This is a genomic window from Gammaproteobacteria bacterium (assembly GCA_033344735.1).
Taxonomy (GTDB): domain Bacteria; phylum Pseudomonadota; class Gammaproteobacteria; order UBA4575; family UBA4575; genus UBA1858.
Map to the genome: position 1 here is coordinate 1,356,450 of JAWPMW010000001.1, position 24,761 is coordinate 1,381,210.

Annotated in this window: 30 protein-coding genes and 2 tRNA genes; 18 read left to right on the forward strand and 14 right to left on the reverse strand. The window is 39.1% G+C overall.

The features are described 5' to 3' along the window. Positions 1-401: 401 nt before the first annotated feature. A complete protein-coding gene (locus R8G33_06890; protein MDW3095379.1) occupies positions 402-1,220 on the reverse strand; it encodes a hypothetical protein in 819 nt (272 codons plus the stop codon). 637 nt (positions 1,221-1,857) lie between these two features. On the opposite strand from R8G33_06890, the gene R8G33_06895 reads away from it, so the two are divergent. From R8G33_06895 to R8G33_06925, 7 genes are all read left to right on the forward strand, one after another. Further along, entirely contained in the window at positions 1,858-2,574 is a 717-nt protein-coding gene (locus tag R8G33_06895) for a hypothetical protein (protein ID MDW3095380.1), read from the forward strand. An 86-nt stretch (positions 2,575-2,660) separates the two neighbouring features. After that, on the forward strand, positions 2,661-3,056 hold the full coding sequence (locus tag R8G33_06900) for a tautomerase (protein ID MDW3095381.1): 396 nt from the start codon (positions 2,661-2,663) through the stop codon (positions 3,054-3,056). 151 nt (positions 3,057-3,207) lie between these two features. Further along, positions 3,208-3,756: an OsmC family protein gene (locus R8G33_06905; protein ID MDW3095382.1), complete on the forward strand. Its 549-nt coding sequence runs from the start codon at positions 3,208-3,210 to the stop codon at positions 3,754-3,756. A 118-nt stretch (positions 3,757-3,874) separates the two neighbouring features. After that, complete coding sequence (locus R8G33_06910) at positions 3,875-4,309, forward strand: hypothetical protein (GenBank protein ID MDW3095383.1); 435 nt, start codon at positions 3,875-3,877, stop codon at positions 4,307-4,309. 244 nt (positions 4,310-4,553) lie between these two features. Next, a complete protein-coding gene (locus R8G33_06915; protein ID MDW3095384.1) occupies positions 4,554-5,159 on the forward strand; it encodes a hypothetical protein in 606 nt (201 codons plus the stop codon). A gap of 132 nt (positions 5,160-5,291) precedes the next feature. Beyond that, positions 5,292-6,149, forward strand: a complete 858-nt coding sequence (locus R8G33_06920; GenBank protein MDW3095385.1) for a dienelactone hydrolase family protein — start codon at positions 5,292-5,294, stop codon at positions 6,147-6,149. A 64-nt stretch (positions 6,150-6,213) separates the two neighbouring features. Further along, positions 6,214-6,663, forward strand: coding sequence for a hypothetical protein (locus R8G33_06925; GenBank protein MDW3095386.1), 450 nt, complete (start codon positions 6,214-6,216; stop codon positions 6,661-6,663). A gap of 50 nt (positions 6,664-6,713) precedes the next feature. Here the strand turns inward: R8G33_06925 and R8G33_06930 are convergent, their stop codons facing one another. The 10 genes from R8G33_06930 to R8G33_06975 form a co-directional block, all read right to left on the reverse strand. Then, positions 6,714-7,340 carry a tyrosine-type recombinase/integrase gene (locus tag R8G33_06930; GenBank protein MDW3095387.1) on the reverse strand — a complete coding sequence of 209 codons (627 nt, stop codon included), beginning with the start codon at positions 7,338-7,340 and terminating at the stop codon, positions 6,714-6,716. A 562-nt stretch (positions 7,341-7,902) separates the two neighbouring features. Further along, a tRNA-Met gene (locus tag R8G33_06935) sits at positions 7,903-7,979 on the reverse strand. Between the two features lie 65 nt (positions 7,980-8,044). Then, complete coding sequence (gene ychF / locus R8G33_06940; GenBank protein MDW3095388.1) at positions 8,045-9,136, reverse strand: redox-regulated ATPase YchF; 1,092 nt, start codon at positions 9,134-9,136, stop codon at positions 8,045-8,047. Between the two features lie 12 nt (positions 9,137-9,148). Beyond that, positions 9,149-9,739 carry an aminoacyl-tRNA hydrolase gene (pth, locus tag R8G33_06945; GenBank protein MDW3095389.1) on the reverse strand — a complete coding sequence of 197 codons (591 nt, stop codon included), beginning with the start codon at positions 9,737-9,739 and terminating at the stop codon, positions 9,149-9,151. Positions 9,740-9,774: 35 nt separating this feature from the next. Then, positions 9,775-10,431, reverse strand: a complete 657-nt coding sequence (locus R8G33_06950; protein MDW3095390.1) for a 50S ribosomal protein L25/general stress protein Ctc — start codon at positions 10,429-10,431, stop codon at positions 9,775-9,777. Between the two features lie 95 nt (positions 10,432-10,526). Continuing rightward, entirely contained in the window at positions 10,527-11,501 is a 975-nt protein-coding gene (locus R8G33_06955; GenBank protein MDW3095391.1) for a ribose-phosphate diphosphokinase, read from the reverse strand. A gap of 27 nt (positions 11,502-11,528) precedes the next feature. Then, a tRNA-Gln gene (locus R8G33_06960) sits at positions 11,529-11,603 on the reverse strand. A gap of 37 nt (positions 11,604-11,640) precedes the next feature. Then, positions 11,641-12,486 carry a 4-(cytidine 5'-diphospho)-2-C-methyl-D-erythritol kinase gene (gene ispE / locus R8G33_06965; GenBank protein MDW3095392.1) on the reverse strand — a complete coding sequence of 282 codons (846 nt, stop codon included), beginning with the start codon at positions 12,484-12,486 and terminating at the stop codon, positions 11,641-11,643. Positions 12,487-12,499: 13 nt separating this feature from the next. Beyond that, the gene (lolB, locus tag R8G33_06970) at positions 12,500-13,102 is read right to left on the reverse strand and encodes a lipoprotein insertase outer membrane protein LolB (GenBank protein MDW3095393.1); all 603 of its coding nucleotides are present in this window, start codon (positions 13,100-13,102) and stop codon (positions 12,500-12,502) included. Between the two features lie 74 nt (positions 13,103-13,176). Beyond that, on the reverse strand, positions 13,177-14,922 hold the full coding sequence (locus R8G33_06975) for a tetratricopeptide repeat protein (GenBank protein MDW3095394.1): 1,746 nt from the start codon (positions 14,920-14,922) through the stop codon (positions 13,177-13,179). A gap of 165 nt (positions 14,923-15,087) precedes the next feature. On the opposite strand from R8G33_06975, the gene hemA reads away from it, so the two are divergent. The 8 genes from hemA to R8G33_07015 all read left to right on the forward strand — a co-directional run bounded on the left by hemA (position 15,088) and on the right by R8G33_07015 (position 21,784). Beyond that, positions 15,088-16,350, forward strand: coding sequence for a glutamyl-tRNA reductase (gene hemA, locus R8G33_06980; GenBank protein ID MDW3095395.1), 1,263 nt, complete (start codon positions 15,088-15,090; stop codon positions 16,348-16,350). Positions 16,351-16,391: 41 nt separating this feature from the next. Then, complete coding sequence (gene prfA / locus R8G33_06985) at positions 16,392-17,474, forward strand: peptide chain release factor 1 (protein MDW3095396.1); 1,083 nt, start codon at positions 16,392-16,394, stop codon at positions 17,472-17,474. A 17-nt stretch (positions 17,475-17,491) separates the two neighbouring features. Further along, positions 17,492-18,334 carry a peptide chain release factor N(5)-glutamine methyltransferase gene (gene prmC / locus R8G33_06990; protein MDW3095397.1) on the forward strand — a complete coding sequence of 281 codons (843 nt, stop codon included), beginning with the start codon at positions 17,492-17,494 and terminating at the stop codon, positions 18,332-18,334. Further along, the gene (locus R8G33_06995) at positions 18,335-18,655 is read left to right on the forward strand and encodes a TusE/DsrC/DsvC family sulfur relay protein (GenBank protein ID MDW3095398.1); all 321 of its coding nucleotides are present in this window, start codon (positions 18,335-18,337) and stop codon (positions 18,653-18,655) included. 285 nt (positions 18,656-18,940) lie between these two features. Next, a complete protein-coding gene (locus R8G33_07000) occupies positions 18,941-19,438 on the forward strand; it encodes a TlpA disulfide reductase family protein (GenBank protein MDW3095399.1) in 498 nt (165 codons plus the stop codon). Continuing rightward, positions 19,435-19,653 (forward strand): DUF4266 domain-containing protein, encoded by a 219-nt coding sequence (locus R8G33_07005; protein ID MDW3095400.1) that lies wholly within the window; start codon positions 19,435-19,437, stop codon positions 19,651-19,653. Before R8G33_07000 ends, R8G33_07005 begins: the two co-directional genes overlap by 4 nt. A gap of 11 nt (positions 19,654-19,664) precedes the next feature. Continuing rightward, entirely contained in the window at positions 19,665-20,879 is a 1,215-nt protein-coding gene (locus tag R8G33_07010) for a DUF3570 domain-containing protein (protein MDW3095401.1), read from the forward strand. A 2-nt stretch (positions 20,880-20,881) separates the two neighbouring features. Continuing rightward, positions 20,882-21,784: an FAD:protein FMN transferase gene (locus R8G33_07015; protein ID MDW3095402.1), complete on the forward strand. Its 903-nt coding sequence runs from the start codon at positions 20,882-20,884 to the stop codon at positions 21,782-21,784. Here R8G33_07015 and R8G33_07020 read toward each other — a convergent pair. After that, the gene (locus R8G33_07020) at positions 21,781-22,203 is read right to left on the reverse strand and encodes an Rrf2 family transcriptional regulator (GenBank protein ID MDW3095403.1); all 423 of its coding nucleotides are present in this window, start codon (positions 22,201-22,203) and stop codon (positions 21,781-21,783) included. The genes R8G33_07015 and R8G33_07020 overlap by 4 nt on opposite strands. A gap of 84 nt (positions 22,204-22,287) precedes the next feature. Between R8G33_07020 and R8G33_07025 the strand changes: the two genes are divergently transcribed. Then, positions 22,288-22,656, forward strand: coding sequence for a group 1 truncated hemoglobin (locus tag R8G33_07025; protein MDW3095404.1), 369 nt, complete (start codon positions 22,288-22,290; stop codon positions 22,654-22,656). A gap of 4 nt (positions 22,657-22,660) precedes the next feature. Here R8G33_07025 and R8G33_07030 read toward each other — a convergent pair whose 3' ends face one another. Next, positions 22,661-23,011 (reverse strand): hypothetical protein, encoded by a 351-nt coding sequence (locus tag R8G33_07030; protein MDW3095405.1) that lies wholly within the window; start codon positions 23,009-23,011, stop codon positions 22,661-22,663. A 163-nt stretch (positions 23,012-23,174) separates the two neighbouring features. Between R8G33_07030 and R8G33_07035 the strand changes: the two genes are divergently transcribed. Continuing rightward, complete coding sequence (locus R8G33_07035; protein ID MDW3095406.1) at positions 23,175-23,528, forward strand: helix-turn-helix transcriptional regulator; 354 nt, start codon at positions 23,175-23,177, stop codon at positions 23,526-23,528. On the opposite strand, the gene R8G33_07040 is transcribed toward R8G33_07035, so the two are convergent. Further along, positions 23,525-23,836: a hypothetical protein gene (locus R8G33_07040; GenBank protein MDW3095407.1), complete on the reverse strand. Its 312-nt coding sequence runs from the start codon at positions 23,834-23,836 to the stop codon at positions 23,525-23,527. The genes R8G33_07035 and R8G33_07040 overlap by 4 nt on opposite strands. Positions 23,837-24,014: 178 nt before the next feature. Here R8G33_07040 and R8G33_07045 point away from each other — a divergent pair, with 178 nt between their 5' ends. After that, complete coding sequence (locus tag R8G33_07045) at positions 24,015-24,518, forward strand: DsrE family protein (GenBank protein ID MDW3095408.1); 504 nt, start codon at positions 24,015-24,017, stop codon at positions 24,516-24,518. Positions 24,519-24,761: the final 243 nt, after the last annotated feature.

The window sequence follows — 24,761 nt, forward strand, 5'->3', positions numbered from 1 at the left end:
TTAAAAAATAATTTTATTTATTAAAAATTTTTATTTTAACTTTTAACGCCTCTAGTGTAGCTATAAACAAAAAAGAGATTTTTATACTTAAATGAATTTATTTACATTAAATTTGCCGTTATAAATTAATGCAACGAATGTTCAAAAAGGAAGACTGATAAGTATTGTTTTTGAATGGTGGCTATGGGTGGACTTGAACCACCGACCCCAGCATTATGAACTTGAACGAGTAAATTACACTTTTAATTAATTCAGTTACTTACTGTACTTGTCCCCACTCAAAACCCGTTTCAATTAGGGCACAACCTGGATCACTTGGTGTTGACTCTGGCACAAAACACACCTATCTATGTCTTCTTTCGGCGCAAAAGCAGTCATTCGCGTTTATTGTTGCTTGATAATTAAGGATTTGATCTAGCCCAAGCAATCATACCTAGCAATCCAGAGCCCATAAACCAAATAGCAGCAGGTACTGGTACGACACTAGCGGGAATTTCATATCGTTCAGAACAATAATTTTCATCGTTGCTATAACAACCCATGGCAGTGATAACAGCACTATCACCAGGGCTGAGTTGAAATCCATTTATATTAAAACGCAACAAGTTAAAACCATCTCCCATAAAATCATCTGAATTTGGTCCAGCACCTAGATTATCAAATAGAGATTGTTTGCCTTCAGTAAATTGATCATAAAAAGAAATTTGACCCAAGTTGCTAGAACCATTGATGGCTGTGCCATTTAGAGGATCGTCAATGACTTCAAAAAAAGAATTAACGCTATTGATAAATACACCACCACTATTATCGTCATCAAATAGTTCAATATTGGCGAAGGTGTTGTTGAAGGTAGGACCAGATGTCACATCTGTTGGAATTATTATTTGATATGCGAATGCCTGTGGTAGGTCTGTAGGGTTAAATATTTGCAGCCGCAGGTTGAGCAATGGATCAGGATCTACCTGTAATTGCGCCTCGAACAATAAAGAATTAGCTGCGTCAAAAACGCTTGTTATAAAATTTATGTTACCAGTCATAAGATTCGGCGTACTACTTTTCACCAGATTTAGTACGTCAATTTCTCCATCAACTGCAACTAACAATGCACCATGATCTGCAAATGTTTGGGCTTGTGTTGTTAACGCTATAGAAGCTCTGGGTATAAATAGTAAAAATGAAATCCCTAGAAGCAGGTAAATATTATTATTTTTTGATTCCATTGTTTACTCCTAATATTTTCCTTATAAATTTAGCAAGCATATATTGTCAAAATATTCTGGATATGTTGACAATGCTACATTCGTATAATGATTACAACAGAATTATGTATTACATCTGGTTTGATTCAAGATATAAATTTATAAATAATTATTTATGTTTATTTGTAATACAGAATCAGTGAGTTAAAACAGACTAATCCATAGCAACTGCTGATGGCTGCTTTGGGTCGTTAGCAGACATTAAGATCTGTTGTAGATCAGTATATTTGAGTTTGCTAATATATACTAAATTCTAATGGCCGCTTTCGACCCTTAGCGGACATTATATATTGCTGATGAATTCAATACTCGTAAATTAATGTTGAAACATCAATGCGGGTAAAATAATAAAGCAATATAAAATTTCACCTCTTACATTTGAGGTTAACTTCATCTTTTCTTTCATTAAAGGAAGATAACTCACTTATTTAATACTATTTGCAGACACTTTAGCCTACTAAACTGACATGGTGCAAAGTCAGTTGATAGCTTTGATAAAACTACTTTGAGGTGTAGAGTAATAGCTGCTTTCAAACAAAGAGTCGTATTACGATGAACATAAGAATAAACAATAAGACTCAATTGGAGAGATCGTAATATGTCTATACGTAATTTGTTTTTATTCTTTATCGTTTTGCTAATAAGTATCAATTCGACCTTTGCTGCTCAGGGAACCATTACGATTGATGGTACGCTGAGTCTACTTGAAAACGATTTCGGGGAAGGCGATACAGCAAATCTTGAAGGTGCACAACTCAATCTCGTGTTCACTTATGATACTGCTGCCATCCCAAGTCTTACACAAAATTTCCCCGATCAAGCGAGCGCTCGATATGATACAGCGGAGAGATTTAATGTCACGGGGCGGCCAAATATGGCAAGTGATCTACAGTTTCAATTTTTACCTGCACTGTTTAGTGGTGGACTATATTTAGAATCCGTTAACCGTTTTACGGACCCGTTTGGGGATAGCTTTAGAATTAGAGCCTTTGCACCTAGCTTTGAGGATTTCATTGGTGATTTTGGTTTTGGTGGCCCATTTATTAATTTCAACGACGTATCATTTTTTCCTGGAACGGATGTTCCCAATCTACTGTTTTTAGAAACCATTGACAGTGATATTACAAATTTATTCGATCCAGTTGGATTTCAACAATTATTAGGCTACGAAGACCAAAACAGCGGTGCTTTCTTAACTTATAGTTTGCTCAATGCAACGGTTACCAACACAGTAATTCCCGTCCCAGCCGCAATTTGGTTATTTGGTTCTGCTTTAATTTTCTTTGGATTGATTGGCAGACAAAAATACTCTTAGATTCGTATTCTTAATGACTGCTATTGCGCCGAAAAAAGGCACTTAATTTTTTGCAAGTCGACATTTTTATTGAAAGAATAACTTTAATGCCTCATTTACAGATCGATATAAATTGTAACCTTGACGATAGTGCTAAGAAGATCATTACTGATCGAATTAAAACTCTTTTTTCGAAGGTTATGGATACTGGTACGGATCATATCGCCATATCTATCAGAGAGCATGGAACATACAATCTAGATATTGGAAGAGTAAAAAACCACAAGAAAGGAGTAGCTCTGGTAAACGCAGATATACGTGAAGGTCGGGCACTAAATAAGCGACGGGATCTTGCGCTTGGATTTATAAAGATTTTAAATGAACTAGCAAATATTCCAGCTGAGAATATATATGTCACGTTCAGTGAGCACAAAGGTGAAGATTTCCACTTACATGAAAAATATCTTCATTCCTGGAAGGAAGGTGATGACCCTCTTGTTTAGATGTAGTGAACGACCTCTTTCGACCCCAAGTAGATATAAAATATAATTATTTCGCACATAAGCAACTAAGATACAAAAAGTGAACTAGTAAATCATATCCACGAGACTAAACTGTTAGTGTTTAATCAAAACAATAAATCAGGGGTGTTTCATGTCACAAGCAACAGTAAAAAAAGCAGTTGATTCTTTAGCAGAAGCAATAACAAATAATCCTAAAACGGCAAAATTGAGATACAAAGCAGAAGTTGTGTGGGATGGTGATGTGCATTGCACATCGACTGTACGCAATCTACCACCAGTACCAGTAGATGAACCTACCGCATTTGGTGGCGGAGATGCAGCGCAAAGTCCTGGTGATCTTATTCTTACCGCGTTAGGTACATGCCAAGGAATTATGTATGCAGCACTGGCTTCTGCAATGAATATTGAACTGACTTCATTGCAAGTGAAACTTTCAGGTAATCTAGATTTACATGGTTTGTTTGGAATGGGAGCAGATAAAGGTATCCCGCCGGGTTTTCAAGATATCTCATTTGAGTCCATCATCGAAAGTCCAGCAAGTGAAGAAGAACTTAAACAATTAGTGGATGCAGTTGAGGCACAGTGTCCAATTCTAGATACTCTTGTAAGACCAATTCCTATAAGCGGTACAGCAACCATCAATGGGAAATCTGGATATATTGCAACGAAAGCTGCTTAGATATTCTTTAAGTAAGAGGGTATAAAAATATGCTCTCTTACTTCTTCATGACAGATTTTTTTGAATGTCCGCTATTGCGCCGGAAGCAGACACAAATAATTTATGGCACATAATATAAATGCATAAAATAAAACTCACTCCATTTGAAACAGAAGTATTAGAAAGTATTCTGTGGCAATTAAAGGGTTTTAAAGAAGGCTTTGTTACTGATCGTGTGACAAGACGAATTTTGAGAGCTACATTGCGACGTCTGAAACCATGTCTTATTGGACATAGTGTGAATGCGGTAAATTCAAAACAAGTGGAAATAGATCATGCTGTGCCACTCAAAGAAGTAGTGGCGATGCTAATGGAGCTCGACAATTTGAGTTCAGTTGAGCTTATAGATTTGCTAAATAAGTATTTGGTTTCAGTACAACTTACACCTAGAGAGCATAGAGTAGTTCTTAAGGATCACGGAGTTTCTAGTTCTATGCCCGATAACTGGGATGGTGATGATGCACTTGCTCGCTATAAAAAAGCAGGTATTGAAATTACCAAAACTTATCCATAGTTAAATACAATAATACACTTAGTAAAATTACTTGATTTAGAATGTCCTATAGCTGTTATTGAGCCGATAGCATTCAGACGATAAATGAATTTATGGATGTATATAATAAAAATCGAATTCATGATGAATTGAAAAGTCTGTGCGAATGACCGCTTTTGCGCCGGAAGCGGACGTAATCCAGTTTGATAGCGAGATTTATATCTTTATGACAGCTAATGACCCTTAGTGGACATTAACTCATAATATGAATAAGGCTAAATTAATATTTCGTTCACTAAATATCATTTGGATCATCATAGGTATATTCGTGGTGGTTATTCTTGCTACGTCAACAAAAGGACATCCGCCGGGAATCATTTTTGCTCCGATTGCAATTGTAATTTGGATATTCGGTCACGTGCTACTTTGGATTAGTCACAAATTAGCTATCAAAGGAGAACAGCTAGCTGGTATCAAGGTTAAAGAAGGAAGCAGTTGGCCGATTACACTAGTTTTACTTGCGATATTTTTAGGGGCTGTGTGTATCTTTGGGTTATTTGGAATTATTTTAAAAATTATGTTTGAGCATAATTGGCAAAGTAAGTTACCTACCATGCTTGTATTTTGGTTTCCCCCATCGGTATGTTTTGTAGGTATTCTATTGAGAAAATCATGGTCACGAATTATGGCAGGCAGTGGATTTATCGTCGCAGCTATGTTTCTTATTTATCAAATGATTGAAAGTCTTATACATAGTCACAAACATTCTGCTTTAGAATGGTTGGCAGCTATTGTGGTACTGGTAATCTGTCTCTTTCTGGGTCAGCATATATTACGTTCATCTCGTTTTAGAGAATTTTACTCTAAATGACCGCTTTTGCGCCGTAAGCGGACATAATACCTAGTGTAGATCACTTATGGCTAATGCCGACTCTTTGAGGGCTATAAATTCGAATTTAATTTATTATCTCCAGCACCTCTCACATTACTATTATCAATTTTTATGAAACTTCTTAAACTCTCAATCATTACAGTCTTATCTCTTTTCATAACACAAATCACACTAGCTACTGATTTGGGAAATCATAATAAGAAATTCACAGATCCAACAAAGATGTCCAAAAAAGATTGGACAGATCCTGATGAGCTAGAAAGGGTTTGGAAAGCAGCCTTAGTAAGAATACCAAAAGATAATGGTAAATTTGACAGCTCAATAATGAAAGATTTAACTCAAAAAGCAGACACTATCAAGAAACACCCTACAATAATTTATTTGCATGGATGTTCAGGTGTGTGGGAAGGCACATATAGGAGACTTAACTTTTTTGCCAAATCTGGGTTTGCAGTCATAGCGCCAGTCAGTTTTGCTAGAGAGAAATATCCTCAATCGTGTGATGTTAAGAGTCATAAGGGAAGTATGTATCGGTTTACATTAAAGATGAGGCAAATAGATGCGGGATATGCAATAGAAAAAGCAAAACAATTAGATTGGGTAGATCCCAACAATGTATTTCTTGTTGGACTAAGTCAAGGTGGAGTAACAACAGCAACTTATTCCTCAAAGAACCCAGGTATGTCTGTAAAAGCTCGTGTAATTGAAGGTTGGACATGTCATGCGGGCTGGCATGAATATAGAGGAATAAATGCATCAAAGAACGAACCAGTACTATCTGTCCTTGGATACAAAGATCCATGGTTTAAGAATTCATGGTCACGAGGTGACTGTGGTAGCTATATGAAAAATGAAGCGAGTCGATCCGTGGTATTCAAAGATGGTCATTTAAGTACACGACATGAGTTGCTTGAAAATAAAAGTGTTCAGAATATTGTTCTGGACTTTCTTAAGAAGCAGATTCATTGAATTACTTTACCGCTTTAGTTTATGTCCTCTCTTGAGCCGAAAGAAGACTAAATAATTAGTTATTATGAGATTGGCAAAACCGCTAGCAATTTTATCAACAGTAATATTTATCGGTATAGCAGTGTTAGCTTCCTATGCAGCATACAAGATATATATTCAGCAGGACTTGTATGAAGAAGTAACTAGAGGTTCTTATAAGAACTATTCTATTAGCGAATCGAAGAAAGCTACATTATCAGAAATAAAGAAGTCCTTTTCTAAATTGGATGATATTAATTCTATAGAAGCAAGCCTTCGAGATAGCGAGAATGTTGAGAAGAAAGCAATTACATTTGACGTAAATGATATCAATAAAGCAACTATCGATTCATTAATGGCTACACAAATATGGGTATTTTATCTCTGCGAGGATAAATGTGATTGGCAAAAACAAAATCGGTGGATTTCATTTAAATTTGAAGAAGATAAACTCTCTAGAGTGGCGGACTATGAATTACGACGGTGGACTGAATGACCGCTATTGCGCCGATAGCAGTCATTACAACTGCTATCGAAGTTCAACCTCTATGCTTCAGTTTGTTCCGCCATATCTAGTGCATCATCAATCTCAATACCTAAATATCGAATGGTATTCTCAAGCTTGGAATGGCCAAGCAATAGTTGAATTGCTCGTAAATTTTTAGTCCTCCTATAGATCAATGAAGCTTTCGTTCTTCTCAATGAATGCGTTGCATAGATCTTTGGATCGAGTCCAATACTTTGTATCCACCGATCAACAAGTCGAGAATATTGACGTGTAGAAAGATGATTAGATTTATTAACCCTGCTTGGGAACAAATAGCTACTTTGTGTGAGATGAGCAGCTTTGATCCATTCCTTCACGGAGTGCCGAGTTTGCTCTGTCAGCTCAAATTGAACCGTCCTCATGGTTTTTTGCTGCATCACCACGGTACGTTCAGGGATTTGATCTCCATGCAAAACATCTGAAACCCGTAATTTAACTAAATCACACGCTCTCAATTTGCTATCAATTGCAAGATTGAATAATGCTAATTCACGAATCTTTTCCGTCAACTGCAAACGAATACGAATACCCCAGATCTCTTTCAGCTTTAAAGGTGGTTTTTGACCAATTATCTTGCCTTTATTCCAAGGCTCAATTCTTTCAGGTTGATAACTTATTAAATACATAATTTGTCCTCTTTGTATGAGCGGACTATGTATTTTCAGACAAGAAAGACTGGTCTACTTTTTCAATGGGCTATGAGTTAATTCAAATCAGACGCAGGGTCATGTTCTGTTAGCTATTGAAATACAAAGAATTAGCTTCTAAGTGGCACCCTGTTTTTGCTTTTGGTACCCCCCACCCCTTAAATACTCTCAAGTCTTTGTTTCTATACTTTGTTTCTCACATTAAATGGAATTTGGGTTTAGCAAAAACAAGCAAAAATAACTGTAATGGTGAGCTTCTTTCTTTTTCTTTTACCTAATCTGTACTTTAGCTTTTACCTATACTAACGCCTTTACTTGTACTCATGCTTTTACTTACACCTTTACCTAACTCTTACCTTTGCCTAACCTATTCCTTTGCTTAAACCTTTCCCTTACCTATACCTACCCTAGTAAAGATAAAAAGATAGAAAAAAAGAAAAAGTTATTTTTAACGAAATGAATTAATTTGCAGTAAATATGCAGTAAAAACTTTTATAAGAAGAAACTTTAATAAGAGAATTTTATTAAGTATTTGTTTTCATGGTGGCTATGGGTGGACTTGAACCACCGACCCCAGCATTATGAATGCTGTGCTCTAACCAGCTGAGCTACATAGCCATATTTTGAATGGAGCCGCGCAAGATACTGTACGGCTGAATTTCTGTCAAATGATGGTCAGGATATCAAACATTAAAGCGGAAGTGCACCACGTCACCTTCCTGCATAATGTAATCCTTACCTTCCAGACGCCACTTTCCTGAATCTTTTGCACCTTGCTCTCCATTTCCTTCAATGTAGTCGTCAAAGCCCACCACTTCTGCTCTGATAAAACCTTTTTCAAAGTCAGTATGGATGCAGCCCGCCGCTTGTGGTGCGTTAGCTCCTTGCAAGACAGTCCAAGCACGCGCTTCTTTGGGTCCTGCCGTGAAGAATGTTTGTAAATTAAGTAATCCGTAACCTGCGCGAATAACTAAATTTAACCCAGGCTCTGTCAAACCTAAGTCTTGCAAAAATTCATCTCGCTCTGAATCATCTAATTGTGCAATTTCTGCTTCAATCTGTGCACACACAATAACAAATTGGGCATTTTCTTTCGTGGCAAATTCATTCAGCGTGTTTGCTAGCTGACTAATTTCCAAAGATGCTTCATCTACATTGGCGATATACATAATCGGCTTACGGGTAATGAGATGCAAATGATGAATTATCTTTTCTTGTTCTGCATCAGCCTCAAATAAACGCGCAGCTTTGCCTTCACCCAAATGATCACGCAATGATGTTATTAATTCTAGCTGGGTAATCGCATCCTTATTCCCTGATCTAGATAGCTTGCTAACTCGCGCCATACTTTTTTCTACTGACTCGAGATCAGCAAGAATCAGTTCGGTATTTATTGTTTCAACATCGCTGAGCGGATCAACTTTTCCATCTACGTGAACAACATCATCATCTTCAAAGCAACGTACTACATGTGCAATCGCATCTGTCTCACGAATATTTGCTAAAAATTGATTACCTAAACCTTCACCTTTTGAAGCACCGGCAACCAAACCAGCAATATCAACAAATTCCATTACTGTTGGAATCACTTTTTCTGATTTGGCAATATTGGCTAGTTGATCTAAACGAGTGTCGGGTACAGGAACAACACCAACATTAGGCTCGATAGTACAAAATGGATAGTTTTCTGCAGCGATTTCTGCACGTGTTAGCGCGTTAAATAAAGTTGACTTACCCACATTTGGCAAACCAACAATCCCACATTTAAATCCCATGATGTGCTCTACTTATTCTTCTGATTTTTTATGTAACGAACGCATTGCGGCTTCCATGTCACCTGCTAATACATCAGCCATTGTATCTACGACTCGATCTAAAGAGTCATTGATAAAACTTTGCTCTTTGCTTGAAGGTGCTTTCATTACATATGAAAGTACTTGGTCTTTATTGCCTGGGTGACCTACACCCACACGCAAGCGCCAAAAGTCTTTAGCAAAATGTTTAAAGATGTCGCGGATACCATTATGCCCACCATGGCCACCAGCCCATTTAAGCTTTGAAGTTCCCACTGGCAAATCCAATTCGTCGTGAACCACCAAAGTATTTTCTGGGGCAATTTGATAATACTTGGCAAACGGCCCGACACATTCGCCACTCAAGTTCATAAACGTCGTTGGTTTAACCAACCACACTCGCTGACCTTCATATTCAATTGAAGCTACTTCAGCTTTGAATTTGGATTCGTTACGAAAACTTGTTTGATGACGACGCGCAAGCTGGTCTAAAAACCAAAACCCGGCATTATGCCGGGTTGCAATATATTTATCGCCAGGATTGCCTAAGCCAACAATCAACTTAATGGGGGTAATGCCCGCCACAATTAACGTTTAACTCAAGTTAAGACTAACTAAAACTACTCGCCCTCTTCAGGCTTGTCGTCTTCTTCAGTCTCTGGTGCTTCTGGTGCTTCAGTCGGTTCTTCTTCAACCACCTTAGTAGCGTGGACATTCACAACCTGTTGATCATGACCTTCACCATGAGTTAATGCTGTCAGAACAATTCCTTCTGGTAAATTCATCTCAGTAAGATGAACAGAATCACCAATCTTTAACTCAGTAAGATCTACCTCAATAAACTCAGGGATATTCTTTGGCAAACATGTCACCTCAACTTCTGTCATAAGGTGACTGATTTGACCGCCTTCCATCTTCACACCATGACAAACGTCCTCACCAATAAAGTGTAGAGGCACATGGATACTGATTTCTTGATCATCACTAACGCGCAAAAAGTCAAGGTGAAGAATCACCGGCTTTGCAGGATGGCGTTGCATGTCACGCAAAATAACTTTCTGTTTTTTACCTTCTAAATTAACAGTCAAAATATGCGAATAAAACGCTTCGTTTTCTAAATCATGTCTAATTTTATTGTGATCCACAGAAATATTCTGCGGCTCAACACCTGCGCCATAAAGAATAGCAGGGACGCGGCCAGTTCGACGTAGGCGGCGGCTCGCACCTTTCCCTAAATCGTTACGTGGCTCGGCATCTAAACTAAAATCGATGCTCATTTAATTTCTCCTAAATATTAAAATAAAAAAACACACACTTGCGACCAATGCATGCACAACTCAAAGTAACTCTAGTAAAAAATACCAGTGTTCCTTTAATCCATAAACAGAGTACTTACTGACTCTTCGTAACTAATTCTTCGTATTGTCTCAGCTAATAAACCCGAAACCTTTAATTGTCTAATGCGACTACAATTTGCAGCGTCTTCACGAAGCGGAACGGTGTCTGTAACGACCAAACCATCCAGCACTGAATCTTCGATATTCTTTATCGCATTTCCTGATAATACAGGATGCGTAGCATAAGCAATTACAGCTTTGGCACCATGCTCTTTTAATGCTTGCGCAGCTTTACACAGTGTACCGGCTGTATCAACCAAGTCATCTACAATGACACAGGTTTTACCTTTCACTTCACCAATAATATGCATCACTTGTGCAACATTGGCCTGCGGACGTCGTTTATCAATAATCGCTAAATCTGCGTCATCTAATCGTTTTGCCACAGCTCGGGCTCTTACAACTCCACCCACATCTGGTGACACAACAATTAGGTCTGAATACTTCTGTTTATATATGTCCCCAAGTAATACGGGCGATGCATACACATTATCTACTGGCACATCAAAAAACCCTTGAATTTGATCAGCGTGCAAATCTACTGTAAGCACACGATCTGTACCAATATTGGAAATTAAATTAGCTACTACTTTAGCCGAGATCGGTACACGCATTGAACGCACTCTTCGATCTTGACGAGAGTAACCAAAATAGGGAATCACGGCGGTTATTCGATCGGCAGAAGCTCGCTTCAGCGCATCTACCATAATCAACAATTCCATGATGTTGTCGTTGGTAGGCATTCCTGTAGGCTGCACCACAAAAACATCGCGCCCACGTACATTTTCTTGTATCTCAACCTGAATTTCACCATCACTAAATGAGCTGATCAGCGCTTTACCCATTGGGATATTTAGTTTTTCGACAATATCACGCGCCAATTCGGGATGGGCATTTCCACTAAACACCATTAAGCGACTATCGTCGTATTTTCCGTTGTCTTGACTCACGTTAATTCCACTATGCTTTATAAAATTTGGCTGGGCCGGCAGGATTCGAACCTGCGAATGCGGGGATCAAAACCCCGTGCCTTACCACTTGGCGACGGCCCAATAATTTTCTAGTACTGCTTGCAATAAAGCAGTACCTCTATTCAGTCTCTAACTGAGTTTTCAATGGCGAAGTATTTTTTGCCTGCACAAGATAGGCTGTCATCCCTTTTGGACACAGGGATTGTATCTCAACAGCGGAACTTTTATCTGCGAAAGCTGCAACTACGCAACCACCAGTCCCGGTCAGGAATGGATCACTGTAATTACCTAGCCAATCAAAAACCGAATCTATTTCTGGATGTTGAGCTCTTGCAATTGGCTCAAATACATTCCCGAACTCCCCCGGTTTAGGGGGGCATATTGTGAGCTGGGGACTATTACGTGTCAATTGCGAATACGCAAACATTTGCGCTGTTGATAAATGAATTCCACAATTTACTATGAGATACCAGCATTCTTTCATATTTATAGGTGTTAATTTCTCGCCTACCCCTTCTGCCCAGGCTGATTGACCACGTATGAACACTGGAACATCAGCACCTAGCTGCCTGGCTAACCCAGCCAATTCATCCTCACTAGCATGAATTGACCAGATTTTATTCAAGACTAAAAGTGTCGTAGCAGCGTCTGAGCTAGCGCCTCCCAAACCTCCCCCCATGGGGATGTTTTTAGTCACAAATATATCTACGCCCTGCTTCACATCGGCCGTCTTCTGCAGCAATAATGCCGCACGCATACACAAGTCATTTTCCCCGGTTACGCCAGGAACTGAATTAATGCGATTTATTTCAACATCTGAACGCAATGTAAACTGGAGCTGATCACATAAATCTACAAACTGAAATGCAGTCTGTAGTTCATGCATTCCATCATCACGACGTCCAGTAATGTGCAGAAATAAATTGATTTTGGCGGGCGCTAACCAGCTCGTAGATGTATGCATAGAAATTTTCGAGCTATGGAGACAACTTCCATTGACTGATTTTAACATTTAATTCGATATCTTCGAATTCGAGCAATACTTGGCTGGGCATTTTATATGGGTTATTTGACATATAGTAAGGATAAGATATTTTCCATCCTTGCTGATTTAAAATGTGCGCCAAGCCTTCATCATTAAAATTTAATTGTTCGACTTCAACACTTGGTAATGGCAAGCCTTGCAGCCAGTAACGCATTCCGGTTACAGGTATATTGATAGCAAATAATTCATCAATTAATGTTTCCGCATCATCTCCTTGATAACGCTTACCTTTCGAAGTTTTAGCAACAACTTCCGAAGGGGAACCATCAATGATTGCGATTGTGCGACCAATGAAATCACGTAACTTTATCTGATAATCATCTGTCTGCTGATACCAAACTACACGAGCTTTAAATTTCTGCTGATTAGTCACACCAACTAATGATAGCTGTGCTTCCCAGTCTTCCAGTTGATATAGATAGTTTGCACGTGCATCCCAGACTTGCTTAACATCCTCAGTGGGGACTTTTGTGACAGAGATACATGCCGACAATAAAGACACCAGCAACAATACTAGGCTAGATTTAATTTTCACATCAAAGCAATTGAGTCTGCAGCACATGGAAATTATTTATCTGGTTACTTTATCAAGCGCGGCGCTTGAATTATTTATTCTGAAAACTGTTTAATCAGCTTTTGAATATAACTATCTTCAGGATGCCTATCCATTGCCTCTCGAAGTAAATTTCTTGCTTCTTCGTAATTACCTTGCGCCCAAAGCAATTCACCTAAATGGCCGATAATTTCCGCATCATCCATTAGTGTTAATGCTTTACGCAAATAAGCCTCAGCTTCTGCATAATTACCTTTTCGAAACTGAATCCAACCCATACTATCTATTACTGCCGGATCATTTGGTTTTAACTCATATGCACGCTCAACATATCTTTCAGCCTCATCTATTCGTAAACCTCTATCCGCCAAGGTGTACCCAAGTGCATTTAACGCATTAGCGTGATCAGGGTCAGACTGCAAAATAATCAGCAAATCAGATTCCAATAAGTCAACTCGATCAATATATTCAGCGGTTAATGCGCGCGCATACAAAAGATCTGGATGTTTAGGGAATTCTAACAATCCCTGACTATAAAGCTCATAAGCTTGATCAAATTCATTTTCTTCGTGAAGGATGTGTCCTTCAGCCAAAAATAAACGAATCACATCTTCAGGTTGATCGACTCTTCCGCGCACCTCATTAAGATGACTGCGCGCCTTGAGTAACCCATTTTCTTTTGCGTATAAATCGGCTAGACGCATTGCAGCCTCTAAGTACAAGTCGCCATATGCAACCTCCTGATAATGTTCTACTGCAGCCTTGGACTCGCCAAGCTCTTCTGCAATGCGCGCAAGATAATAATTAGATTCATCTAAACGGCGATTATCTTCAATCAGCGCCTTGAAGTATTGTCTTGATTGCGAATACTCTTCAGCTTGAACATAAGTAAGGCCCAACATATAAGTAATATCAGGATCATTGGGACGTTGATCTAAGAGTACTTCAAACTGTTCACCTGCACTGCTATATTTTTCCGCTTGCAACAACATACGAGCATAACCCAAACGCAAATCAAAATTTTGCGGATCGTCATCAACCAATGCTTGCATATCCACAAATGCAGATTCGTGATCACCAATTAAACTTAGCGCCCTAGCCCGTAATACTCTTGCTTCAGATAGATCTGGGTTAAAACCTAACGCCAACTCGCTTTGATCTACCGCAAGTTGATATTTTTTTGCTTTCATTGCCAATTCGGCATAGGAAAGATGTCCGTACGGATTAGAAAAGTTTTTTACTACCAAACGATCCATCAACTCAAGACTATCCTCTACATTCTCAACACGCGCTAACGTTGCCGCGATGATACTGTAGCCTTGACTGGGAGAGTCTGACGCTGCGTCCATAACATTGCTAAAATATTTAACAGAAGAATCCACATCTCCTTGTCGCAGATACAACACGCCCAATACTTGTTGAGCTTCAATATTCCCATCCAATACATCCGACCACCGATGAGCAATTTTCAATGCAAGTGGCCAATCCTTTGCAAATATTGCAATTCTCATCGCGCGCTCAATGACATTTGGATCATCACTCAGCTCACTAGCACGACTATAAGATTGCTTTGACCCCTCTAAGTCACCAAGCTTTCCAGACAGTTCCCCAGTTAACACCTCGTACATTAATGCACTGACATCATCGTATCTTGCATCATTGGGTGTTTTAATTGGTATTTGATCAGTAAGCGCTTGCTCTGCGCCCCCATGCCTCGAATTGGAGGGTGCGGTGGCACACCCAGAAATGATAGTGGCAAGCACCACGATAAGCATATACTTGCAGAAATTGTCTTGAGGCATAATTTAGAAGTGTAAAATAATTTATATAAATCAAAGGCTATATAGCAATTCTACGTTATTTCAAATGTCATTACATGAGCGCTTCAGCAGCCACTTCTCACTTTTTATACAAAACATACCAGTTTATTCACCTTGTCATGGTCAAGGTGCGCTAAAATAGCGGCCATGTCCTTACTAACTATAGGTGTTAACCATACTTCTGCCCCTGTCGAGGTGCGGGAACGTGTGGCTATTCCTGATTCCGCATTACCGACAGCACTAAGTACGCTAATAGAAACGCCTACTATTGATGAGGCTGCCATCATATCCACTTGCAATCGAACAGAGTTGTATTGCTCAGTGGAATCATTCGAGACCGGCAAGTTAGCTACAGTGCAATGGTTGAGCGACTTTCACCAATTAGAGATCGACCATAATCAATCTTACCTATACAACCTTAGCGATCAAGAAACCGCCAAACACATGTTCCGTGTCGCTAGCGGACTAGATTCTATGGTGCTTGGTGAACCCCAGATCCTGGGTCAACTCAAACAGGCTTATCAGCATGCTCAAGGTGCCGGCACTCTGGGCAAACAGCTTAATCAATTATTTCAGCATTCATTTAATGTCGCTAAAAAGGTTAGGACTCATACTTCTATTGGTACCAATCCTGTCTCAGTGGCTTCAACCGCCGTATCTCTAGCCAAACAAATTTTTGGGGATTTATCGAAAAGAAATGCTCTATTTATTGGTGCAGGAGAAACCATTGAACTTGCCGCACAACATCTTAGTGCGGTAGGTGCAAATCGCATCACAATTGCAAACCGAAATATCAACCGCGCACAAAAACTGGCAAACAATTTTAATGGTTATGGTATTAGCCTGTCATATATAGGTGAGGTATTACCAGAAAGCGATATTGTGATAACCGCTACTTCAAGTACATTACCCATTCTTGGGAAAGGACTACTCGAGAGAAGTTTAAAACGTCGCAAACATAAACCCATTCTTGTCATCGACCTCGCTATTCCAAGAGACGTTGAACCTGAAGCAGCAAATCTACAAGACATCTACTTATATAGTGTGGATGATTTAAAACAAGTCATCCAAGAAAATATGCAATCAAGAATTAACGCTGCCGAAGAAGCAGAAATAATTATTGATGATGAAGTTACAAAATTTTATCATTGGTTGCGCGGGCAGGATGTGACTGATGTTATTCGCACGTACCGCAACCAGGCTGAACAACATAAAAATGATGCCATTGAAAAAGCAGCACGCATGCTAAATCAGGGAAAATCTTCAGAAGAAGTCTTGCAGTTTCTTGCAAATACACTAGTGAACAAACTATTGCATAGTCCTACCGAAGCTTTAAAATCTGCAGGCGCAGAAAATCATCAAGAATTACTTGAGGCCGCTAAAACTATTCTTGGTCTTCCTCGCGATTAGATTCGCGAGCACCGTCAATATACCCGTTATAATTATTTATCATGAAAGATTCTATTGTTGCCAAGCTTGAGTCCTTGCAAGAACGTCAGCAGGAAATTGCAGGCTTATTAGCAGAGCCAGACGTAATTGCTGATCAAAACCAGTTCAGAAAGTTCTCTATGGAATATGCTCAGCTCGAGCCTGTGGTTGCTGCATTTAGCAAATATGCGCAAACTGTTGAAGATTTGGCTGGCGCCAAAGAAATGCTGTCAGACAATGACGCCAGCGTACAAGAAATGGCACAACAAGAAATTACTGAGCTACAAAAACAGCAAGAAGATCTAGAGCTTGACCTGCAAAAACTTCTTTTACCCAAAGACCCGCTAGACAACAGCAATGTGTTTATAGAAATCCGTGCTGGTACGGGCGGTGATGAAGCCGCTATCTTTGCAGGTGATTTATTTCGCATGTATTCACGATACGCAGAACAAAAGCGCTGGAACGTTGAAGTAGTAAATACTAATGAAGGTGACCATGGAGGTTATAAGGAAGTTGTAGCACGTATTGTCGGTCAGGGTGCATATTCATTACTTAAATTTGAGTCTGGCGCTCATCGCGTACAACGAGTGCCAGAAACAGAATCTCAAGGGCGCGTGCATACTTCAGCGGCCACGGTGGCTATTTTAGCTGAAGCGGACGAAATCGAAGACATTGAAATTAATCCTTCTGATCTTCGCGTAGATACTTTTCGCGCTTCCGGTGCTGGTGGACAGCACGTAAACAAAACAGATTCTGCAATTCGATTAACCCATTTACCTACAGGTGTGGTTGTTGAATGCCAAGATGAGCGTTCTCAACATAAAAATAAAGCACGGGCGATGTCATTATTAAAAGCACGTCTGCTTGATGCTGAACAGTCCAAACAGTTCGCCGAACAAGCCGCGACAAGAAAAAGCTTAGTTGGCAGTGGCGACCGCTCTGAACGCATACGTACTTATAACTTCCCTCAAGGGCGTGTGACTGACCACCGAATTAATCTAACGCTTTATAAACTTGAAGAATTAATGCAAGGCAACCTAAGCGAAATAATTGATCCTTTAATTAATGAGCACCAAGCTGAACAACTTGCCTCATTGAGTGACTAATCATCAACTAAATACTAGTGACTAATATTAAACAAGCAGTTCAGCACGGTCGCGAAACTTTAAATTACCGGTCTGAAAATCCTCAACATGAAGCTTCTCTTCTTCTTGCTCATACTATTGATAAAACCAAAGAATATTTAATCGCTCATTCGGAAGATCAGTTAAGTAATGTAGAATTTGAATGGTACAAAAACTATTTAGCTCGCCGCCTTGAAGGCGAGCCAATTGCTTATATACAACAACAAAAAGAATTTTGGTCGCTTCCCTTAAAAGTGACACCTGGTGTACTAATTCCTCGTCCAGACACTGAAGCTTTAGTTGAAGCAGCTCTCGAGCATATTCCCAATAATGGTCGCGCAAATATATTAGACCTGGGCACTGGCAGCGGCTGCATTGCATTAGCATTAGCCAAAGAAAGGCCTAATGCAAATATTATTGCTTGCGACAATTCTGAGCTTTGTATAGACACTGCAAAACTTAATGCAGAGTCACTAAATATTAAAAATATAACACCGATCACTAGTGATTGGTTTAGCTCAGTAGAATTTAAAAACTTTGATTTGATAATTAGCAATCCACCTTACATAGCCTATGATGACGATAACATTGACTATAGTGTAGAAAAATATGAGCCTGAAACAGCTCTATTTTCAAGAGATCAGGGATTAGCCGATTTATTCCATATTATAAAACATGCGCCTGATTATTTATGCGCTAATGGCACATTGATAGTTGAACATGGCTTCGCGCAAGCAACCGATGTTCGTTTACAGTTTATAAAGTATCACTACAATAACATTCAGACGCTACAAGACGTGCAACAAAATGATCGTCTCACACAAGGAACAATATCGAAATAAATGGAAATTCAAACAGACGAAGATGGATTCTTACTAGATCCAGACAACTGGGACAAAAACTTTGCATTGTCGACAGCTAAAGATTCCAAATTAGAATTGAACGAAGATCATTGGCGTGTAATTCATATGATACGTGAATTATATTCGGCGTCAGGCGTAGTACCAGAATTACGCACCATCCTTAAAAATTTACGAACAGCTATTGGTAAAGACAAAGCAACACGCAAATATGTATATGCCTTATTCCCTTATGGGTACGGCCAACAAGGCTGTAAAATTGCCGGCATGCGAAAGCCATTAAAATTATGGTTAGATTTATAATTTGACCACATGATCCTCATTACAAACAAACTCCTGAATTCGTAATCAACATCTAGAAATATCATAAAAGTATCGATTAGCGGTCATTTATCACCGATGAGTGGTTGCATCATCTAATGCTATTTTAAGTCACATACATAAGTCCGCAGATAATCAATTAATTATAGCGGTTCGTCTTAGTGGTCTACGATCTTAACTAGCAACTCAATTATTGTGAGCAAAGTCACAATAACAACTTAGATCAATCGCTAAGCCAATAAATCTATCCAGAGAGGATTTTTCGCAATGCTTAAACTTATCCAAGTATCTGTAGTTTCTTTCTTTTGTGTTTTTGCCACACAGTTTGCTTACTCTGCAAGTGTGGGTGATGACGCACCTTCATTTCGTGCTCGCTCACTAGATGGTTCAGAAACTATCAGCAAGGCAGACCTTGAAGGGAAAGTAGTGTTTGTTGATTTCTGGGCATCCTGGTGTCCACCTTGCTTAAAATCATTACCTGAATTTGAAAACATACAAACTTCATTCTCTGGCAGAGATGATGTTGTAGTACTGGCTATCAACCTTGATGAAAATCCTAAAGATGCGACTGATTTCATCAAGAAAATAAATGTCAGTTACAAAATACTTGCTGATAAATCTGGCGAAATTCCTGAATCATTTGGTGTCAACGCAATGCCAACCTCTTACATCATCGACAAATCAGGCGTGATCCGTTATGTGCACAACGGCTATAAATCAGGCGACGTGGACAAAATCAAAACCGAGATTGAGAAATTACTATGAGCACTAAGCTAACTGTAGCTTTAATTCTCATTACACTATTTGTTACATCTGGTTGTACTACTGTCAAGCCATGGGAACGCGGCACGCTTTCCAAGAAAGAAATGTCATGGTCACCTGATCCACTTGCAGCAACCTTAGGTGAACACATTTATTTTGCTAAAGAAGCAGCTGCAGGCGGATACGGCTCTGCAGGTGGCGGCTGTGGCTGCAACTAAATTTTATACCGATGTCATACAATAAAAAACAAAACATCAGCCCTACTTTAGCCGCGCTGTATTCAGCAGCATTTGCATTACCCGCCTACAATAAAACGGTCGAAGCTGCTGGCGCGCCAGATAGCGAGCCCAGCATAAGCGCACGTATTTCTAAATACGATGAAGATCGTTTAAGTAGCAGCAACTTCTCTGGTTTAGGCGACCAAAAACGCTACGACATTGAAGTCGGGCAAGTTAGTGTGGTTTACCCAATTAATGACACTGTACAACTCACTGTTGATAGCGCTTATGAAAAAATGAGTGGTGCATCTCCATGGTTCGTGCAACCAGATGCCGAAGGCAGCCCGGTACAAGTGATGAGTGGCGCAACCATTGATGACGAACGTTTTGATGCCAGTGCAAAATTAGATATTTACAAAGGTAAATACACCATTAGTCCCAGTGTAGGCTTCTCTACCGAAAAAGATTACCAGGCTATCTTTGGTGGCGTATCGGTAGCACGTGAATTAGACAACAAATCAACCACTTTACGCGGAGGAATATCCGCATCGTTTGATGAAGTCAAACCTACTTCAGATGTAGTTAACGATCCTAATCGTATAGATAGTGATGACAAAGAAAATGTCAGCGCCTTTGTAGGCATCGGCCAAGTCATTAACAAAAATACCGTGGTTCAATCTACATTTACTATTGGCCACCTTTCAGGATTTTTATCTGACCCATATAAATTAGTATTTAATTCAGCGGTGCCTGGACTGAGAGACAATCGGCCTGATGATCGCACTCAATATATATGGTCCGCACAGCTTAGACGCTGGTCAGAAACATTAAGCGCAGCATTACATGCAGACTACCGGTTTTATTATGACGATTGGAATATACGCTCACACACACTAGATGTTGGCTTTCTCAAACATACCGATAGTGGTTGGAGTTTTGAATATTCAATGCGCTATTACAGTCAAACACAGGCTGAGTTTTATGAACCGTTTTACCAGGCTGCGCGCTCAGACGGCTATTACTCTAGCGATTATCGTCTATCACCTTATGGCGCACTGTCGTTTCGCGTAAAACTAGCAGAAACTATAAATAACTGGACGGTTGGTGTTTCTGCTGAGAGATATATTAGTGACAAATCTTATTCTTTACAAAGTGTCGATGTAGAAAATCCTGGACTCGTCGACTTTACATTATTCACATTTGGAGTGGACTACTCATTTAAATAATCATGGAAATCTATAATTTTCCATTTCGCGCGATGGGCAGTCCGTGCGAATTCCAACTCTACACTTCAGATAAAAATGTTGCTGAAACTGCTTGTAAAAAAGCTCACGCAGAAGTTACTCGATTAGAAAAAAAATATTCTCGATATCGCTCTGATAGCGTTACTAGCACAATCAATAAATCCTCAGGCAATCTGTCAGGCACTAAAGTCGATAGCGAAACTGCCTTACTAATAGATTATGCACAAGCTGTTTATAAACAAAGTGAAGGCTTATTCGATATCACTTCTGGCGTATTAAGAAGAGCATGGAATTTCAAATCGAATAATTTACCAACACAGTCGCAAATTGATGAAACTTTGGAATTAGTTGGTTGGCAATATGTTGAATGGCAACGTCCACATATTGTACTCAAGAAGAAAGGCATGGAAATTGATTTTGGTGGTTACGTTAAAGAATATGCAGTGGACGCAGCAGCAAATACTTTGCGCAACCATGGTATAAATGCCGGTTTAGTAGATCTTGGTGGAGACCTTAAAGTATTAGGACCTCATCCTGACAACAAACCATGGCAAATTGGCATAAGGCATCCAAGAGATCCAGCCAATGCAATTGCAACAACCACCCTAGGACAGGGTGCTATTGCAAGTAGCGGAGACTATGAACGCTTTATGACAATCGACGGCAAACGCTACGCACATATTCTTAATCCAAAAACAGGTTGGCCTATTGAAGGTTTCAGCGCGGTAAGCGTCATTGCAAGCGAATGTTTAATTGCTGGGAGCTGCTCAACTGTCGCCATGTTAAAAGGTGAACAACAAGGAAAATCTTGGTTAGACTCATTAAAACTCCCATACATTAGCGTTACTAAAGACATGCATGTGGATGGCACAACTAATCTTGATTAATTAAAATTAAGTATCACTTTAATTTTTGGAGCCAGCAAATCTTCGAGCGAGTAATCATCTAATACCGCTAAGAATTGATCAAGCGCTTCAACAAGAATAGCTGACAATTTACAACTGGGTGTTAACACACACTGATTTTCAGAAGAAAAACACTCCACCAAATCAAAACTTTGTTCTGTAGCACGCACCACATCGCCTATATTAATTGCAGATGGTTCTTCTGCTAATTCAAAGCCACCGCCTTTGCCACGAATTGAATGTATAAATCCAAGAGTTGCTAGCTGATTCACTACTTTCACTAAGTGATTTTTTGGAATCGCATAACTTTGTGAAATTTCATCAATAGTACATCGTCGCTTGGCTGTTGCTGCATATATTAATGTTCTCAGTGCAAAATCACTGTATTTAGTTAATCGCATATCCATTAGTCTCTTGACAATAACATATATATTATATACATTTTATAAACATGTATTACAAATGTATGTTTAAGGAGAACATGTATGTCTAAAAGTCTATTTGAAAGAATCGGTGGCGACGCTGCAGTGAGTGCAGCTGTCGATATTTTTTATGGAAAAGTAATTTCCGATAACCACATAAATGGCTTTTTTGAAGGCGTTGACATGACAAAGCAAATGCGCAAAATGAAATCATTTTTATCTTATGCGTTTGGTGCAAATACACCTTTCCACGGCGAATCTATGCGTACAGCTCATGAGCGATTAGTAAAACAAGGATTAAATGACAGCCATTTTGACGCTGTTAAAAATCACATCGACAGTACATTAAAAGAGTTAGATGTTGCTCAACCTCTTATTGATGAAGTACTAACTATTACAGAATCAACCAGGAATGATGTCTTAAACAAATAGCACTCTACTCCCTCAGCACAAGCGCATTAACTGAAATTGGCACAATCGCCAGTGAACTACCTTTCTTGTTTCTAGCGATCACATATCCATTCGTACGGGCTTGTGGAGTAGTTGGAACACCGAGAATTTCACAAGTATGACCATCAGCTGACACCATCACAGTAATACCTTCAGGAAATCGATATGAATCACATTGAATAATTTGATTTCCTCCGATATTAACAAGCCGTACTTTATCAATACGTAAATAATTGGTGAATACTAATTCGTCTGAATCATTTAACTTAGTAGCAAACAAGCCTTCCGGAACATTTTGCATAATCAACTCGTCACACTGAACTCTTAAAAATGTCATGACATAGCCCTGAAAGAGGGCTGAGTCTGCAACCAGTGCCAGGCTAATAAATAGACATATTAGATAGGATGATATTCTCATTATTAAAGATAGCTGTATTAGCTTATTATTTGATAGTGAAAATATCGTACATCTCCAATGATATCAATACTATCCTTGGCAGATGTCGAACATCGCGCACAGAATCACTCAAGCTAGGAAATCACGTGGCCTTTCCCAAGAATTACTCGCGGAGCGCTTGAAAATTTCGCGCGGCGCATGTGGTCACTGGGAAAGAGGCAAAGCACTCCCCAGCACTGAACATCTAACAGAATTATCTAAAATATTAAATGTGCGTCTGGAATGGCTCATCAATGGTGAAGGTGAAATGCAAACCAACCACCAGATTTCTGAAGCATCTGTCCCCGCCTACATAATAGAAGATGATGAGACCAAAGAAGTTGCTGAACGCTATTACCGATTATCTAATCGAAAGCGGCAGATAATTCTCGATTTACTAAGAGAACTTTCGAGCTAATTGCCAACATCACCCAGCGGGCGTTTAAATGTATAGCGTGCTGGTTCATTTATGAGATGTTCTCGTGCTTGCGCTTCATTACCTCCCAACAAACTAAAAGGCAATGAAATTGTGTAAATTGCAGTTCCTGCAACGGTAGTCACCAGGCCGATTGGACGCAATACCACAGCATCTAATACCATTTTTTCGCCTGTTGTAAGAATATCTCTATCAGAATTTGAGTGGTAACTACGATCACTTGCGTGACTCACGTTAATTAACATAAATACTAAACCAATACTTATTAGCAAACTAGTAATGTGTTTCATACAAACCTCAACTATCGCAGGTTAATCTACAATTAGTATCTCACAAAGCGACACTTAAAATATGATTACTAAAGACATTATCGTTTACGCCAAAGATCATTAAGTGACACAGATCATATCTTGCGTGTTTATGTGTAATAATTTCCAGCATACAACCATTGACTCCCCGAGGTTCAACATGAAATTACAACGCATAATCACACTTAGCTTCGTTAACATTTTATTAGTATTACAGCTAACTAACGTACATGCTGGAAATCCAAATGATGCTGATGCATTAGAAGGGATAGAAACAGGCAAAGTGATATGGGATGTCACTTTAAGCAAACCTAGTCGTCTTTTATTCGTCATGAAAGTGATTGACGAGACTTATGAAGATTTACTTAAGCAAAACGTTAAACCTGATATGGTTTTCACATTTCATGGACGCGTATTGAAATTATTGTCTTCACAGCCATTAGAATTAGAACTGGAAGAAGAATTGGCACTAGAAGAGTTACTTGCTTTAATTCAAACACTAAGCAATAAGCCGGGAGTAAAAATGGAATCATGCTCGGTTGCTTCGCGTATTTTAGGTATTGATAACAACACCATCATTTCTGAAGTTAAACCTGTAGGCAATACATTCGTTTCATTAATTGGCTACCAGCAAAAAGGCTATGCTTTAATTCCTATCAGATAAATAGATTGATATTGACCTTGCATTATATGTGGTTATTTCAATATTTAATATACTTTCTATTTGCGGTAGTATCACAAGCAGAGCTTATAGCTCAAATTACTAAATATAATAATTCCGACAACCCTGATCTATATTGCAAGATAGGCAAGTTAACAAAACGGATATCACCATACACCAGGAAGTGAAATGTCTTTTTATCGTTCAAACAATTTAGTCGCTTAATCTATTATTGATTTTGTTGCT